Genomic DNA, 14,341 nt, shown 5'->3' with positions numbered 1-14,341 from the left:
CACCGGCGGCTCGACGCCGAGGAGCGGGGAGGTCAGCCGGCCGCCCGCTCGTCGTCGCGGAGGCGCCTGCGGTACTCGCTCGGCGACAGCCCGGTCTGCGTCGTGATCGCCCGACGCAGGCGCTCGGGCGACGAGAAGCCCGACCGCCGGGCGATGTCGCTCAGCGGCAGCCCGGAGGCCTCGGCGGTGCCGACGAGGCGCAGCGCGTTCTCGGTGCGGACGGCCGAGATGAGCTCGCGGAGGGTGGTGCCGCGCTCGTCGGCGACCGCGCGCTGGAGGGTCCGCAGGCTCACCCGGCAGCGGCGTGCGACGGTGCCCGGATCGAGGGCGGGGTCGCTGAAGTCGGCGCGGATGACCTGGATCGCCGCGTCGACCATGTCGTTCAGGCCGAGCCGCTCGGCACCCTCCTCGTCGCGTTCGCTGCCGAGGAGGCGACCGAGTCGCTGCACGGTGCCCTGGAGGTACTCGGCCTGCACCGGGTGCTGGATGTCGAGGTCGGTGAGGAAGGCGCGCAGCACGGTGCGCGCGGCCGTCGTCATCGCCGACTCCGGGAGGGTGCGTGCGCGCTCGGCGCGGCGCGTCCGATCGGAGGCGGTGGCGTCGAGGCAGAGCACCAGGAAGCGGGACGGACGGTGGGTGCGGAGGATCACCGGGTCTCCGGAGGAGAGTGAGAGGCCGCCGCGATCGACAGCCAGCGTTCCCGCCGCCGACTCCAGCACGAGACTCCCCTCCATCGGCAGGACGAAGGCCGCGGCTCCGTCGGCCGTCGACGGGCCGGGCCAGCGCGCCGCGAAGGGCGTCGCGACGATGTGCAGGACCCGCACTCCCGTGACCGCGCCGACGGCGAGATCCATCCGGAAGCCGGCGGGCGGATCGACGGCGATCTCGACCGATCGCCGCAGCGCCGACAGCCCCTCGGCACCGCGCAGCCGGACGGAGCGGACGCCGGGACCGAGCGGCACGCTCAACGGGTTGAGGAGGGAGGGGCGAGGGACCACGGTGGCGACTCCGATCGACGGGACGATCGCGGCGGAGGACGTTCGTCGTGCAGGAGCCTAACGGAGTTGAGGGATCCTCGCCTCAGCCCCGAGCGGGGGTCACGTCGGAGACGGTAAGGATCACTGCAGGGCGGACGTGAGCCGCGCCAGGTTGTCGAGGATCGTCGACCGCAGCGGCTGCTGCCGCCACTCGCGCAGGGTGAGCTCCCGGGAGTGCTCGCGGTAGTCCTGCTGCACCTGGCGCAGATCCTCGACGAACTCCGAGCCGCGCACCATCAGGGACACCTCGAGGTTGAGGCTGAACGAGCGCATGTCCATGTTGCTCGAGCCGATCACGGCCACGTCGTCGTCGATCGTGAAGTGCTTGGCGTGCAGGATCGTGGGCTTGCGGTACATCCAGATGCGCACGCCTGCGGTCAGGAGCGTCTCGTAGTAGGAGCGCTGGGCGTGGTAGACGACGGCCTGATCGCCGATCTCGGAGACGAAGAGCTCGACGTGCACCCCTCGGCGCGTGGCCGTCGTGATCGCGTAGAGCATCGCCTCGTCGGGGACGAAGTAGGGGCTCGTGATGATGATCGACTTCTGGGCCGAGTAGAGCAGCGCGAGGAACAGGCGGAGGTTGTTCTCGCCGTCGAACCCGGGCCCGCTCGGCACCACCTGGCAGTCGATCGTGTCGCGCATCTGCAGCGCCTCCATCGGCTCCGACTCGCGCAGCAGCAGCTCGTCGGTCTCGCTGTACCAGTCGGTGATGAAGATGGCGTTGATGCCCTGCACCACCGGACCCTCCAGGCGCACCATCAGGTCGTGCCAGTGCAGGCCGCGGCGGATGTTGCCGCGCTTGTTGTAGCTCGAGTCGACGACGTTCTGCGAGCCCATGAACGCGGCGTTTCCGTCGACGATCAGCAGCTTGCGGTGGTTGCGGAGATCGGGCCGCTGGTACTCGAGGCGCCAGGGGCGCACCGGGAGCATGTAGGACCAGTGGGCGCCCGCCTTCCCGAGCGCCCGGAGGCGGCGGTACGTCCCGCTGAAGTAGCCCGGCACGCGAATCGACGCGATGTGGTCGAGGAGGATCCGCACCGTGACCCCGCGGGCGACGGCGCGGTCGAGGGCGTCGAAGAACGGTGCCGTGGTCGAGTCGGCGGCGAGGATGTAGAACTCGCAGTGCACGTAGCGGCGGGCGCGGTCGATCTCGAACGCCATGGCCTCGATCGTCTCCTCGTAACCGCCCTGGAGGCGCGCGTCGTTGCCGCCGACGAGGGGCATGGCGCCGAGGTTGCGGTTGAGGGTGACCACCGACTCCAGCCACAGCGGCCACGGGTGGTGCCGCGCGACCCTGTCGATGCCCTCGGTCGACTCGAGGATGAACCGGTTGATCTCCTCCTGCTTGCGCCGGCGCTTCCGCGGGAGCTTGTAGCTCCCGATGAACAGGAACAGCAGGATGCCGAAGTAGGGGATGAGGAAGATCGCCATCAGCCAGGCGAGGCCCGTCGTCGGTCGGCGGTTGCGCGGGACGACGATCACCGCGACGACGCGGACGACGAGCTCGACGACGATCGCGCCGATCGCGAGGACCAGCGACCAGTCGGATCCCGTCACTGCGGTTCCCGTCTAGGAGGCGTCGCGGGGCGGCAGGCCGCGCTTGGCGCGCTCCTGCGCCTCGATGCGGTCGTAGGCGCGGCGCTCGTTGCGGTCGGAGCGGATCACGGCCCGCATGACGAACCAGAAGATGAGGCCGACGCTGAGCGTCGGCAGCAGGGCCCACAGCCCCTGATTCCAGATCTCCCAGTCCATGAGGCGATCCTACCGGGAGCGGCGGTGCGCGCCTCCGAGGAGCTACCGGCTCTCGATCGACTGGTTGAGGGCGGAGGCGTCGGCGTTCAGGCCCTCGAGCTCGGCCCGCAGGCCGTCGTAGACGGCGATGTCGGCGTCGATGGCGTCCCGCGTGGCGTCGATCGCGTCGCCTCGGGCGAGCAGGTCGGCACGCTCGGCCTCGAAGTCGGCCTCGGACGCGAAGTCGCCGCTGTCGGCGCGGGCGTTGAAGTCGTCGATCTCGACGTTCAGCGCGTCGTAGTCGGCGTTGTTCGCGTCGACGCGCGCGGTGAGATCGGCGTACATGGCGTCGATGCGGGCGACGAGGTCCGTGATCCGGTTCTCGAGATCGGTGAAGACGGCCTCGTAGCGCGCGTTCAGACCCACCACCACGGAGCGGTCGGAGAAGTAGGCCGCGTAGTGCTCCTCGAGCTCGGGCGAGAGCTCGGCGACCTCGGTGCCGAGGATCGAGTGCAGCTCGTTGACGCGCTCGCCGAGACCACCGGTGCGGTACAGCTCGAGCCGCTCGGCGATGGGGCCGTCCTGGGGCAGCGCGGCGTACGCCTCCTCGAGCTCGGCGCCGAGCGCCTCCTGCTCGCTCGCGTCCAGGCGCACCCACGCCGCGTGGAGCATCTCGTGGGCGGCGGTCACGTCGCGGATGCCGTCGAGGTCGGGGTTCGTGACGTCGGAGATGTAGATGTCGCTGCCGGTGTAGCAGCCCAGCACGATCTCGTCCGATGCGCCGTAGCCGCAGAGGGCGTTGAAGCCCTCGGTCGGCTCCACCGCGGGGCTGGAGGCGTAGTAGAGCGCTCGGCCGCGCTCGGACATCGCGGTGCGCTCGGCGAACCCGCTGATGGTCGCGTCGGGGGTGAACGACTCCGCCGCCCGCTGATCGGCGAGCGCGGTGCCGAGATCGGAGGAGTCGACCAGGACCGAGGCGGCGAAGGCTGCGCCCACTCCGAACTGCGCGAGGGTGAGCACGCCCGCGACGGCCGTCGCGATGATGCTGGATGCGCGGACCACGTCTCCCCCGTCCGGCCCTCCGGCCGTCGTCGATCGCGGCGGAGTCCTGCTCCGCCGCCGCCCCAAGCTACCCGACGCGGGCGGCGGGCCAGGAGCTACTTGACGAGCGGGAAGAGGATCGTCTCGCGGATCCCGAGGCCGGTGATCGCCATCAGGAGGCGGTCGATGCCCATCCCCATGCCTCCGGTGGGCGGCATCCCGTGCTCGAGCGCGCGGAGGAAGTCCTCGTCGAGGCGCATCGCCTCGTCGTCGCCGGCGGCCGCCTGGCGCGCCTGCTCGACGAAGCGCTCACGCTGCACGACCGGGTCGACCAGCTCGGAGTAGCCGGTCGCGAGCTCGAAGCCGCGGACGTAGAGGTCCCACTTCTCGACCACGCCGGGGATGCTGCGGTGGGCGCGCACGAGCGGCGAGGTGTCGACCGGGAAGTCCATGACGAAGGTCGGACGGGTGAGCCCGCCCTTGACGAAGTGCTCCCACAGCTCCTCCACGTACTTGCCGTGGGTGGGCACGTGCACCTCGAGGCCCTCGCGCTCGGCGAGCGTCTCGAGCTCGACCAGCGGCGTCGACGGGGTGATCGCGATCCCGGCCGCCAGCGACAGGCTCTCGTACATCGAGATCCGCTCCCACTCGCCGCCGAGGTCGTACTCGGTGCCGTCGGCCCAGGTGACCACGTGGGATCCCGAGACGGCGAGCGCCGCGTTCTGGATCAGCTCCTGGGTGAGATCGGCGATCGAGGTGTAGTCGCCGTAGGCCTGATAGGCCTCGAGCATCGCGAACTCGGGCGAGTGGGTCGAGTCGGCGCCCTCGTTGCGGAAGTTGCGGTTGATCTCGAAGACGCGCTCGATGCCTCCGACGACCGCCCGCTTGAGGTAGAGCTCGGGAGCGATGCGCAGGTAGAGCTCGGTGTCGAAGGCGTTGGAGTGCGTCGCGAACGGGCGGGCGGAGGCGCCGCCGTGCATCACCTGCAGCATCGGCGTCTCGACCTCGAGGAAGCCGTGGCCGACGAAGGTGCTCCGGAGCGAGGCGTTGACCGCGGCGCGCGTGATCACGGTCTCTCGCGCCTGCGGGCGGACGATCAGATCGAGGTAGCGCTGACGCATGCGCGTCTCGTCGCCGAGCTCGTTGTGGAGGTTCGGGAGCGGGAGGATCGCCTTCGCGGCGATGGTCCACTCCGACACCCAGACGCTCAGCTCGCCGCGCTTGCTCGAGATCACCTCGCCCGCCACGAAGAGGTGGTCGCCGAGATCGACGACCTCCTTCCAGGCGGCGAGCGACTCCTCGCCGACATCGCCGAGCGACACCATCGCCTGGATGCGGGCGCCGTCGCCGGACTGCAGCGTCGCGAAGCAGAGCTTGCCGGTGTTGCGCTGGAACACCACGCGCCCGGCGAGGCCGACGCGGTCGCCCGTCTTCGTGTCGGGCTCGATGCCCTCGTGACGCGCGCGGACAGCGGCGATCGTGTCGGTGACGCCGACGGCCACCGGGTAGGCGCCGCCTCCGAGGTCGTCCCCCGCGCGCTCGAGCAGGCGCTCGCGCTTGGCCAGCCGCACGGCCTTCTGCTCGGAGGCCTCCTCGGCGGAGAGCTCGGACGGGGCGTCGGGGATCTGGGGGGAGTCGGCCATGGCGGAGCGCGGGTGCTTTCGGTCGGGGGCGGGCGGCGCGATCAGGCGAGCAGGATCGGGCCGTTGTCGATGAGCCGGGTGGAGCCGACGATCGCGGCGACGAGCACGAGGGCCGGGCCGCGGTAGTCGTCGTCGACCGGGAGGAACGTCGTCGGGTGAGCGACGACGAGGTAGTCCAGCTTAACCAGGGGCTCGCCCATCGCGGCCGACTGAGCGGCGGCGATCACGGCGTCGATCCCGCGGTCGGCGGCCGACGCGGCCGCCTCGAGCACGAGCGGGACGGTGCGCGCGGCGCGCCGCTCGCGGGCGTCGAGGTAGCGGTTGCGGCTCGAGAGCGCGAGGCCGTCGTCCTCGCGGACCGTCTCGACGGCCTCGATCGTCACGGGGAGGTCGAGATCGCGCACCATGCGGCGGACGAGGAAGAGCTGCTGGGCGTCCTTCTGCCCGAACAGCGCCGCGTCGGGCTGGACGATGCCGAGGAGCTTGGCGACGACGGTGAGCATCCCGTCGAAGTGCCCGGGGCGCGAGCGTCCCTCGTAGAGCGCGCCGACCGCGCCGGCGACCACGCGGGTCGCGGTGGGGCCGTCGGGGTACATCTCGGCGACGCTCGGGGCGAAGACGACGTCGACCCCCTCCGGCTCGAGCAGCGCCGTGTCGGCGGCGAGGTCGCGCGGGTAGCGGTCGAGGTCTTCGGAGGGGCCGAACTGCAGCGGGTTCACGAAGACCGACACGATCACGACGTCGGCGATCTCGCGCGCCCGGTCGACGAGGGCGAGGTGCCCGTCGTGCAGGGCGCCCATCGTCGGGACGAGGGCGACGCGGGACCCGGCGCGGCGAGCCTCCCGCACCCGGTCGCGCAGGGCGTCGATGCGTTCGATGGTGCTGATCACCCGTGAACACTACCCGCGGGGTGGGCAGAGGCCGCGCCGGCCCTGCGCTGCCTCGTCAGCCGGCCGCGCGGCGCAGGGCGTCGTCGACGGAGGAGCGGACGAGGCTGGAGAGGAAGAAGCCCGGCTTCTCGACGCCGATGCCCGCCAGGAGGCCGGCGGCCTGGTCGACGATCGCGGTCGAGAAGGTGGTGGCGGTCGAGACGGCCTCGGCGTACGCCGCGCGGTCCGCCTCCGAGACCGTGACCGGCTCGCCGCCCATCTCGACGACGAGCGCCTGCGCGATCGGCAGGACGGGGCCGGGCGCGGTCACCGCGAAGTAGGTCTCGGACAGCCGCGCGAGGTCGAGGCTCGTGCCGCTGAACGCCATCGCCGGGTGCACGGCGAGCGGGATCACTCCCGAGGCCAGCGCCGGGGCCAGCACCCCGTAGCCGTGCTCGGGCGCCGTGTGCAGCACCAGCTGGCCGGGCTGCCACGCACCGATCGCGGCGAGACCCGCGACGAGAGCGCCGATCTCGCCTCCGGGGACCGCGATCACGACGAGCTCGCTGCGCTCGACCAGATCGGGCACGGCGAGGACCGGCACCCCGGGCAGGAGCGCGTCGGCGCGCTCGCGCCCCGACTCGCTGGTGGTCGCGATGCCGATGACGGCGTGACCGGCGTTCGCGAGCGCCGCCCCGAGCACCGGTCCGACGCGGCCCGCTCCGATCACACCGACTCCGAGTCGCCCGTCTCGACGGGGGTCAGGCATGCGCCGGTCCTTCCGGTTCGGGGCGACCCGTCGGCGCCGGCCAGGCGGTGCGGGCGAGGGGCGCCGGCCACGAGCCGGGCACGGGCGCGGAGGCGGCCCGCCGCCCCCACAGGTGGCTCTCGTCGCGACCCGCCGCGAGCACGCCGGCACGCGCGAGCTCGTCGAAGAAGGCGAGGCCGTCGGAGGTGCTAATCACGGGCACCATCGGCGTCACCGGACCGGTGACGGTGTGCACCCGCGCCGAGGCGAGGCCGAGGAGGCGCTGCAGCGGACCCTGCTGCACGCCGATGCTCTGCATGCGGGCGAGCGGGACGACGGCCACCCGCCGCCAGACCGCGCCGCTGCGGAGGATCGCGACGTCGTCCGTGAGCCGGTAGCCGGTCCGCCGCCACGAGAAGGGCCGCAGCCAGGCCGCGGCCCGCGGCGCGCGCGTGAAGCCCGGGGCGTCGCGCAGCCGCAGCGCGTCGCCGACCGGGGTCGCCTCCGCGCCCTCGGCGGCGCCGGGGAGCAGGAGCCCGAGCACCCGCTCGACAGCGGCGAGATCGCCCACCGGGAGGATCGTCGTGTTGGGCTCGCCGTTCGCTCCGCGGGAGGCCGCCTGCCCGGCGCGGTCGATCTTCACCTGCCACCAGCCGAACGGCCGCCAGAGCAGCGGCTGCGTGATCTCGACGGCGTGGATGCGGCCGGGCGGGAGGGTGTCGCTGCTCGTCGAGAGCACGCCGTAGCCGACACGCACCCCGTCGGGAGTGCCGGCGATGGAGTAGCGCAGCGAGCGCACGAACTGGCGGACGTAGTAGCTGCCCGACCCGATCAGGCCGGGGAGGATCGCGAAGAGCACGAACGGCGAGCCGTAGACGGCGACGAGGGTGACGGCGACGATCGACACCGCGAGGAACACGGTGAAGCCGCTGAACACGAGCGAGCCCAGCAGCCGCCCGGGCGGGATGGAGACCACCGACTCCGGGGGCGCGCCCTCGTCGTCCTGGTCGCCGAACTCCTCGATCCGGCGCGCGAGGAATCCACCGCTCGGCGCCTGACCGGCGGCCACCGCCTCGCGCTCGCGCACCCCGGAGGCGAGGCGCAGGATGTCGCGGCGCAGCGCGTCGACCAGCCGGGAGCCGAGATACGACAGCTGCACGTTCGCGTCCTGCCCCGCGACGCTGACCTCGAGCTTCGCCGCCCCGAAGAGCCGGGCGAACAGGGGACGCTGCACCGCGATCCCCTGGATGCGGTCGAGCCTGGCCCGGCGGTTCGTGCGGAAGAGGACGCCGGAGCGGACCTCGACGACCTCGTCCGTGATGCGGAAGGTGTGCATCCGCCACGACAGCCAGAACGCGAAGACCGCGACCGCCAGACCGACCGCCACGGCGAGCAGCGCCCAGCCGACGAGGCCCCGGCGGAGCAGCTCGTCGACGGGGTCGCCGCTCTCGTAGCCGCCGTACCCCGGCAGGAACAGCTCGACGAGGCGCTCCCGGAGGTTCGTGACCACGATGCCGAGGACGACCAGCAGGCCGATCCCGCCCTTGAGCACGGGGGTCGCCGGGTGCAGGCGGTGCCACTCGCCGTCGGCGAGATCGGTCTCGATGCCGCGGACGGGGGCTGCGGGGATCCCGGTCACAGCCCGGCCCGGCGCGACTCGGCGAGCTCGACCAGCCGGTCGCGGAGCTCCTCCGCCTCGCCCGCGACGAGTCCCGGGATGCTGACGCCGGTCGCCGCCGCCGCGGTGACGAAGCGCAGATCGGCGAGGCCCAGGGCGCGGGCGAGGGGCCCGCGGTTGACGTCGATGAGCTGCATCCGGCCGTAGGGGACCGAGACGAAGCGCTGGAACATGATGCCGCGGCGGAAGAGCAGGTCGTCGTCGCGGAGGCGGTAGCCGTAGGCGCGGGCGCGACGGGGCGCGACGACGAGGAGGGTCACGGCGAGCGCCGCCGCCGCGACGACCAGCAGCCAGGCCCACTCGACGCCGATCGCCCAGAGCACCAGCGGCACGGCGAGGAGGAACGCGCTCGAGACCACGGCCGACACGATCTCGACCGCCACGTACTTCGGCGACACCCGCCGCCACTCGCCGGTCACGTCGAGACGCTTCTGCCGCCGCGCTCCGGCCTCCCGGCGGCTCAGCGGCTCGTCGGTCGACTCGGGACGCGTCTCCGACTCCTCGGTCACGATGACGTCCTCCCTGCCCGCACCCGACAGGCGTCGGCGTCAGGCGTGGTTCACCTCGCCGACGGCAGGATCGTCGTCGTCGCTCGGTGGGATGGTGCACAGGTGCTCGGCGACCAGACCGGCCACCAGCAGGACGACCGAGCCCACGATGGTGGCGACGTCCTGCCACACGGAGCCTAGCGAAGGGATCACCGCGCGGCTCAGCAGGTAGACGAGGATGCCGCCGGAGGCTCCCAGCAGGAGCGCGCCGACGTGGCTGGACGCCTTGGCCAGCACGACGACCCGCATCGCGCGGAAGGGGTCGATGCGGCGCCGCAGCGTCCCCTTCGTCGCCCGGTGGATGGGGACGGCGAACCCGATGACGAGCGCGGCGACGGCCACGAGCGTGAGCGGGACGGTGAGCGGCGGGATGAGGACGGGGCGGCCCGCGGAGGCGATCGCCAGGTCGAGGAGGAAGCCGGCCACGGCGCCGGCGAGGCCGAGGCCCAGGAGGCTGCTGATGTGGGTGCGCTTCACGGAGTGCTGCTCTCGGGGTCGGGTGTGCCGGGGGCGGTGCTCGTCGCGGAGCTCTCTGAGGAGCCTCTGCCCGGCCACGCTATCGTCTCGGGCCGGTCGGTCACACGATCGGTCGCCCGGGCGCGGAGCTCGGCGATCGGGCCGGCGCCGGGCAGGACCGCCGACGGCTCGACGTCGAGCCACGGCTCGAGCACGAACGCGCGCTCGGCCGCCCTCGGGTGCGGCAGGGTGAGATGCGGATCGTCGCGGGTGACGCCTCCGATCGCGATGATGTCGATGTCGAGGGTGCGATCACCCCAGCGCACCTCCCCCTCGCCGCGCAGCCGCCCCCCTGCCAGCTCGATCGCCGAGGTCGCGGCGAGCAGGTCGTCGGGCTCGAGCGTCGTGGAGGCAGTCACGACGGCGTTGAAGTACCCCGGGGCGTCGGGGTCGACGCCGCCGGGCTTCCAGGCGGGCGACTCCACCACCTTCGACACGGCCACGAGCCGGAGCCCGGGGGTCGCCGCGAGGGCGCGCACCGCCTCGTCGAGGTGGGCGAGCCGGTCGCCGAGGTTGCTGCCGAGCGCGAGCACCGCGTGCCGCGCCGGGCGGATCCGTTCGGGCCTGATCCGGGTCGGCGGCGGACTCACGGGCGCGCCCTCGTGATCTGGACGGCGACGTCGTCGAAGGGCAGCGAGATGGGGGCGTCGGGCTTGTGCACCGTGATCCGGACGACCTCGGCCGCTGCGAAGCCCAGCGCGACCTGCGCGAGCCGCTCGGCGACGGTCTCGATGAGGTCGACCGGGTCGCGGGTGATCGCATCGGCCAGCGCGATCGCGAGCTCGCCGTAGTGGACGGTCTCGGCGAGCGCATCGCCGCCGGCCGCCGGGGCGGTGTCGAGCCAGACGGTCGCGTCGATGACGAAGTCCTGCCCGTTCTCGCGCTCGAAGTCGAAGACGCCGTGATGGGCGCGCACGCGCAGCCCCGTCAGGGTGATCGAGTCGCGGACGGAGAGGGAGGCGGGGTCGATCGTCATCACCGCTCCTGGTCGAGTCGTGCGGCGAGCGCGAGGGCGTGCGCGCTCGAGCGGACGTCGTGGACGCGGACGCCCCACGCGCCGCGGGAGGCGGCCACCAGGGTCAGCATCGCCGTGACCTCGTCGCGATCGGCCGCGGGAGCCCCGGGCGCGGCGAACGGGGCGAGGAAGCGCTTGCGGGAGTGGCCGACCAGCACCGGGAATCCCAGCGCGACGATCGCGTCGAGATGCGCGAGCAGCGCCCAGTCGTGCTCGCCCTTCTTCGCGAACCCGAGGCCGGGGTCGAGGATCAGGCGGTCCTCGCGGATCCCGGCGGCGCTCGCGGCGTCGACGCGGCGTCCGAGCTCGCTCCGCACCTCCGCCACGACGTCGCCGTAGGCGGCGAGCGAGTTCATGTCGGCGCTGTGCCCGCGCCAGTGCATGGCGATGTAGACCGCGCCGCGCTCGGCGACGAGCGGGAGCATCGCGGGATCGGCCAGCCCGCCGGACACGTCGTTGACGACGACGGCTCCGGCATCGAGCGCGGCGGCAGCGGTCGCCGCGCTCATCGTGTCGATGCTCACGCGCACCCCCTCGGAGGCGAGGGCGCGGATCACGGGCAGCACCCGGGCCTGCTCGGCGACGGGATCGACGCGGGGCGCCCCGGGACGGGTCGATTCGCCTCCGACGTCGATGAGATCGGCGCCGAAGGAGGCGGGGCCGTCGCCCGAGGGCGCGGACATCTCCAGACCGTGCCGCACGGCGTCGTCGACCGACAGCCAGCGGCCGCCGTCGCTGAACGAGTCGGGCGTCACGTTGAGGATCCCGAGGAGCGCTGCGCGGCCGTCGGGCGCGAGGCCGGGGACGGAGGAGTCCACGTCACTCCCCTCGAGCGGCGCCGATCAGCGCGATGATCTCGGCGCGGGCGGCGGGCTCCGCGAGGGTGCCCCTGGCCGCGACGGTGACCGTCGAGCTCGAGGTCTGGCGGGCACCGCGCATCCGGACACAGCCGTGCTCGGCGTCGACCACCACGAGCACGCCCTCGGGAGAGAGCCCGGTGTCGATCACGTCGGCCACCTGCTCGGTCAGCCGCTCCTGCAGCTGGGGGCGCGACGCGACCGTCTCGACGATCCGCGGCAGCTTGCCGAGACCGACGACCCGGTCGCCCGCACGGTAGGCGATGTGCGCCACTCCCGCGAAGGGCAGGAGGTGGTGCTCGCAGACCGAGCGGAACGCGAGGTCGCGGATGATCACGGTCTGGGCGTCGACCGGAGCCCCGCCCTCGACGACCGCGAAGGTCTCGACCAGGTGGGAGGCGGGATCGAGATCGAACTCGCCGAAGAACTCCTCATAGGCCTCGGCGAAGCGCTTCGGGGTCGAGGCGAGTCCCTCGCGGCCCGGGTCCTCCCCGATGGCCGCGAGGAGCTCGACGACGGCGGCCTCGATGCGCGCCTTGTCGACGGGCACGGGCTGCCTACGCCGTCGCGGGACGGGGCTTGATCAGCGGCGGACGCTGCGGGGCGACCTCGCCGGCATCGGAGGTGACGCCTCCGTCGGTCACGCCCGCGTCGATCGGCGCCTTGGCGACCGGCACCGCGATGGGCGGCAGATCGGAGAGGGGGCGCTTGTCGCTCGAGAGCCACTGCGGGCGCTCGTCGATCCGGCGCACGTCCTTGAAGATCTCGGCGAGCTGATCGTGGTCGAGGGTCTCCTTCTCGAGGAGCTCCGTCGCGAGACGGTCGAGGATGTCGCGGTTGGCGTTGATGACCTGCCACGCCTCGTCGTGCGCCTGCTCGATCAGCCGGCGCGTCTCGGCGTCGACCTTCTCGGCGATCTGCTCGGAGTAGTCGCGCTGGTGGCCCATGTCGCGGCCGAGGAACATCTCGCCCGACGACTGACCCAGCTTGACCGATCCGATGTCGGAGGACATGCCGTACTCGGTGACCATCTTGCGGGCGATCGCTGTCGCCTTCTCGATGTCGTTCGAGGCGCCGGTGGTGGGGTCGTGGAAGACGATCTCCTCGGCGACGCGGCCGCCCATCGCGTAGGTCAGCTGGTCGAGCAGCTCGTTGCGGGTGGTCGAGTACTTGTCCTCGAGCGGGAGCACCATCGTGTAGCCGAGTGCGCGGCCGCGCGGCAGGATCGTGACCTTCGTGACCGGGTCGGTGTGGCGCATCGCGGCGGCGGCGAGGGCGTGGCCGCCCTCGTGGTAGGCCGTGATCAGCTTCTCCTTGTCGCGCATGACGCGGGTGCGCCGCTGCGGACCGGCGATGACGCGGTCGATCGCCTCGTCGAGGGCGCGGTTGTCGATCAGCTGCGCGTTGGAGCGCGCCGTCAGCAGAGCGGCCTCGTTGAGGACGTTCGCGAGGTCGGCACCGGTGAAGCCCGGGGTCTTGCGGGCGACGACCTCCAGGTCGACTCCGCCGGCGAGCGGCTTGCCGCGCCCGTGGACCTCGAGGATCCGCTTGCGGCCGAGCAGATCCGGAGCGTCGACGCCGATCTGGCGGTCGAAGCGGCCGGGGCGCAGCAGCGCGGGGTCGAGGATGTCGGGGCGGTTCGTCGCCGCGATCAGGATGACGTTCGTCTTGACGTCGAAGCCGTCCATCTCGACGAGGAGCTGGTTGAGGGTCTGCTCGCGCTCGTCGTGCCCGCCGCCCATGCCGGCACCGCGGTGGCGGCCGACGGCGTCGATCTCGTCGACGAAGATGATGGCCGGGGAGTTCTCCTTGGCCTGCTGGAAGAGGTCGCGCACCCGGCTCGCGCCGACGCCCACGAACATCTCGACGAAGTCGGATCCGGAGATGGAGTAGAAGGGGACGCCCGCCTCACCCGCGACGGCGCGGGCCAGCAGCGTCTTGCCGGTGCCGGGAGGGCCGTAGAGCAGGACGCCCTTCGGGATCCGGGCGCCGACGGCCTGGAACTTCGCCGGCTCCTTGAGGAACTCCTTGATCTCGTGCAGCTCCTCGATCGCCTCGTCGGCGCCGGCGACGTCGCCGAACGTGACCTTGGGCGACTCCTTCGAGACGAGCTTCGCCTTCGACTTGCCGAACTGCATGACGCGGTTGCCGCCGCCCTGCATGCCCGAGAGCATCAGCCAGAAGAACGCGCCGATGAGGAGCACCGGGAGCAGGAAGCCGAGGGCCGAGAGGAACCAGTTGGTCTGCGGGACCTCGTCGGTGTAGCCGTCGGACGGTGCCGCGGAGGTGACCGCGTCGACGACCTCGGTGCCGCGAGGGGCCACGTAGTAGAACTGCACCTGGGTGCCGTTGTCGCCGTCCGCCTCGGCCAGGGTCAGATCGACGCGCTGCTCGCCGTCGACGATCTTCGCCGAGGCGACCTTGCCGTCCTGGAGGAGCTCGAGACCCTCCTGCGTGCTGACCTGCCGGAAGCCGGACATCGTGATCAGCGAGGAGCCGATCCAGACCGCCACGATCGCCAGGACGACGTAGAGAATGGGACCCCGGAAGATGCGCTTGACGTTCATGAATGTTGCGGGTGCGACACCCGGCACCTTTCTGACGAGAAATGTGAGTGCCAGGCTACCGCCCGCTCTCTGGACGGCGCCCACACGTTCG

Annotated in this window: 15 protein-coding genes; all 15 read right to left on the bottom strand. The window is 72.3% G+C overall.

Annotation, left to right across the window (positions count from 1 at the left end; translation table 11 throughout):
* Window positions 1–32: 32 nt before the first annotated feature.
* A complete protein-coding gene (locus B9Y99_RS11150; protein WP_085476680.1) occupies window positions 33–998 on the bottom strand; it encodes an AraC family transcriptional regulator in 966 nt (321 codons plus the stop codon).
* A 120-nt stretch (window positions 999–1,118) separates the two neighbouring features.
* Window positions 1,119–2,594: a cardiolipin synthase gene (gene cls, locus B9Y99_RS11145; protein WP_085476679.1), complete on the bottom strand. Its 1,476-nt coding sequence runs from the start codon at window positions 2,592–2,594 to the stop codon at window positions 1,119–1,121.
* Between the two features lie 12 nt (window positions 2,595–2,606).
* Window positions 2,607–2,789, bottom strand: a complete 183-nt coding sequence (locus B9Y99_RS11140) for a hypothetical protein (protein ID WP_085476678.1) — start codon at window positions 2,787–2,789, stop codon at window positions 2,607–2,609.
* A gap of 42 nt (window positions 2,790–2,831) precedes the next feature.
* Entirely contained in the window at window positions 2,832–3,830 is a 999-nt protein-coding gene (locus B9Y99_RS11135; protein WP_085476677.1) for a hypothetical protein, read from the bottom strand.
* A gap of 95 nt (window positions 3,831–3,925) precedes the next feature.
* Window positions 3,926–5,452: a lysine--tRNA ligase gene (lysS, locus tag B9Y99_RS11130; protein ID WP_085476676.1), complete on the bottom strand. Its 1,527-nt coding sequence runs from the start codon at window positions 5,450–5,452 to the stop codon at window positions 3,926–3,928.
* 41 nt (window positions 5,453–5,493) lie between these two features.
* Window positions 5,494–6,342, bottom strand: coding sequence for a pantoate--beta-alanine ligase (gene panC / locus B9Y99_RS11125; protein WP_085476675.1), 849 nt, complete (start codon window positions 6,340–6,342; stop codon window positions 5,494–5,496).
* Window positions 6,343–6,397: 55 nt separating this feature from the next.
* Window positions 6,398–7,090: a Rossmann-like and DUF2520 domain-containing protein gene (locus B9Y99_RS11120; RefSeq protein WP_085476674.1), complete on the bottom strand. Its 693-nt coding sequence runs from the start codon at window positions 7,088–7,090 to the stop codon at window positions 6,398–6,400.
* Window positions 7,083–8,708, bottom strand: coding sequence for a PH domain-containing protein (locus tag B9Y99_RS11115; RefSeq protein ID WP_085476673.1), 1,626 nt, complete (start codon window positions 8,706–8,708; stop codon window positions 7,083–7,085). Before B9Y99_RS11115 ends, B9Y99_RS11120 begins: the two co-directional genes overlap by 8 nt.
* The gene (locus B9Y99_RS11110) at window positions 8,705–9,256 is read right to left on the bottom strand and encodes a PH domain-containing protein (protein WP_342097151.1); all 552 of its coding nucleotides are present in this window, start codon (window positions 9,254–9,256) and stop codon (window positions 8,705–8,707) included. Before B9Y99_RS11110 ends, B9Y99_RS11115 begins: the two co-directional genes overlap by 4 nt.
* 39 nt (window positions 9,257–9,295) lie before the next feature.
* A complete protein-coding gene (locus B9Y99_RS11105; protein ID WP_085476672.1) occupies window positions 9,296–9,772 on the bottom strand; it encodes a DUF3180 domain-containing protein in 477 nt (158 codons plus the stop codon).
* A complete protein-coding gene (gene folK, locus B9Y99_RS11100) occupies window positions 9,769–10,401 on the bottom strand; it encodes a 2-amino-4-hydroxy-6-hydroxymethyldihydropteridine diphosphokinase (protein ID WP_085476671.1) in 633 nt (210 codons plus the stop codon). The genes B9Y99_RS11105 and folK overlap by 4 nt, the downstream gene beginning before the upstream one ends.
* Complete coding sequence (folB, locus tag B9Y99_RS11095; protein ID WP_085476670.1) at window positions 10,398–10,787, bottom strand: dihydroneopterin aldolase; 390 nt, start codon at window positions 10,785–10,787, stop codon at window positions 10,398–10,400. The genes folK and folB overlap by 4 nt, the downstream gene beginning before the upstream one ends.
* Window positions 10,787–11,644, bottom strand: coding sequence for a dihydropteroate synthase (gene folP, locus B9Y99_RS11090; RefSeq protein ID WP_085476669.1), 858 nt, complete (start codon window positions 11,642–11,644; stop codon window positions 10,787–10,789). Before folP ends, folB begins: the two co-directional genes overlap by 1 nt.
* Before the next feature lies 1 nt (window position 11,645).
* Window positions 11,646–12,233, bottom strand: a complete 588-nt coding sequence (gene folE / locus B9Y99_RS11085) for a GTP cyclohydrolase I (RefSeq protein WP_085476668.1) — start codon at window positions 12,231–12,233, stop codon at window positions 11,646–11,648.
* Between the two features lie 7 nt (window positions 12,234–12,240).
* On the bottom strand, window positions 12,241–14,250 hold the full coding sequence (gene ftsH, locus B9Y99_RS11080) for an ATP-dependent zinc metalloprotease FtsH (protein WP_085476667.1): 2,010 nt from the start codon (window positions 14,248–14,250) through the stop codon (window positions 12,241–12,243).
* Window positions 14,251–14,341 lie beyond the last annotated feature (91 nt).

The organism is Rathayibacter oskolensis (assembly GCF_900177245.1).
Lineage (GTDB): Bacteria > Actinomycetota > Actinomycetes > Actinomycetales > Microbacteriaceae > Rathayibacter > Rathayibacter oskolensis.
Note: the sequence above shows the minus strand (reverse complement) of the source record. Positions and strands in the feature narration are given on the sequence as shown.